The sequence below is a fragment of the Noviherbaspirillum autotrophicum genome (assembly GCF_000818395.1).
GTDB lineage: Bacteria > Pseudomonadota > Gammaproteobacteria > Burkholderiales > Burkholderiaceae_D > Noviherbaspirillum > Noviherbaspirillum autotrophicum.
Genome location: NZ_JWJG01000026.1, coordinates 1 through 1736, shown reverse-complemented (window position 1 = coordinate 1736; position 1736 = coordinate 1). Strand labels below are relative to the sequence as shown.

The following is a 1736-nucleotide window of genomic DNA, read 5'->3' as shown; positions in this document are numbered from 1 at the left end:
CAATTGCTTGATGTGATCCGCAACGCCACAAACAAGGGCTGGGTGTTGGGTCAAGGGCATTTTCAGGAAAAGATAGCTCGCCTGGCTGAGCGTCGGGCAATGCCTTTGGCGAAGGGGCGACCGAAACGGACTGCGGCGCGTTAATCGAGTCTGACTCCATATATAGGCTTGCTTGGCTCTGTCGCCAAGCTTGTGCCTATGGTGCATGTCAAGCGTAGTCAACGCGGACCCAAGAAATCTCAGCTAAAACGACAAGCAGGAAAATACAATCAGCACGTCTCTAATAAACGACTACTCGATCTGGAAAATTGGAAATCGGCATGTTGACAGGGAGGCGAAGCGCGCCCTACGCTTGTTTGGTGATCGGAAAGCTGCGATGGCCGCGTTCTGGGGGGATGGAGCGGGGCGCTGCATTGGTCGATCAGGTTTTCCGGAGGATTACCGACCATAATGAAAGGGGTCTGTTAGACTCTTCGAGGGAAATCTCGTCAACACGGAACGACTTGAAGAACTTAGATCTTCGGAATTCGGAAATAACATAGATGCGTACATTCTTGCATGTTGGCTGTGGCGAGAGTCATAAAGATCAGACCACCAAGAGTTTCAACACCCCGGATTGGAAAGAACTCCGTCTGGACATTAATGAGGCTGTAAAACCGGATATCGTGGGAACGATGCTGGACATGTCGGCTGTTGCCGATGCCTCGATAGATGCCATTTTTTCAAGCCATAATATTGAACACCTCTATCCCCATGAGGTGCCACTAGCTCTGTCGGAGTTTCTGCGGGTATTGAAACAGGACGGCTTTCTGGTAATTACTTGCCCTGATCTGCAGTCAGTCTGTGCGTTGATAGCTGAAGATAAACTGACCGAACCAGCTTACATCTCCCCAGCAGGCCCGATTGCGCCTGTTGACATCCTATACGGACATCGACCACAAATGGCAGCAGGCAACCTGTATATGGCTCATCGTTGCGGGTTTACTGAAAAAGTTATGTCTGGCACTCTCCAAACTGCTGGCTTTGCAGGAGTCGCCACAGCTCGGCGTGTTGCTCCGTTTTTCGATCTTTGGGCCGTGGCTACCAAATCATCTCGTACTGACGATGAATTGCGAGAACTGGCCTTCGATCATTTCCCGTGATAGACCTTAGAAGTGCGAATAAATATAGTGGCACACTCGATTTCAGTTAACGCTTAATTGAGTTTGCCACCGATTATGAAAACTTCGCTGCATCAAAAATGCCCATATATGCAGCACGCGTATATGCACGCGCACGTAGGTTAATCGAGCCTGCCTCCATATATTTGTCGCCTGGCTGAGCGTACGGCGATGCCGTTGCCGAAGGGGCGGAAGAAAAGGAAAGAAGCGGTTTAATCGAGTCTGGCCCATATATATAGGGGGCTCGACGTAGGTCACCGCAGAAAATGAAAGCCCGTCACTGACGGGCTTTTTTAATTTGCCGATTTGCGGCGGCACTTGCCGGCTGTCGCAAATTTATGGGACCGGACTCGAGATGAAGTTAAATCGAGTCTGACCCCATATATCGTGCATTGCACTGCCCCCATGCGTTGTACTGGAGCTTGGCCGGAGACGAGAGTGAACGCCGGGCAGCGTATCGTGAACTGGTCAAGGCTCCAATGGATACCCAATTGCTTGATGTGATCCGCAACGCCACAAACAAGGGCTGGGTGTTGGGTCAAGGGCATTTTCAGGAAAAGATAGCTCGCCTGGCTG

At 50.9% G+C, this 1736-nt stretch carries 1 protein-coding gene; it reads left to right on the top strand.

All coding sequences use genetic code 11. From position 1 onward, the window contains the following. The first annotated feature begins 542 nt into the window (after positions 1-542). A complete protein-coding gene (locus TSA66_RS01265; protein WP_040038691.1) occupies positions 543-1142 on the top strand; it encodes a class I SAM-dependent methyltransferase in 600 nt (199 codons plus the stop codon). Positions 1143-1736 lie beyond the last annotated feature (594 nt).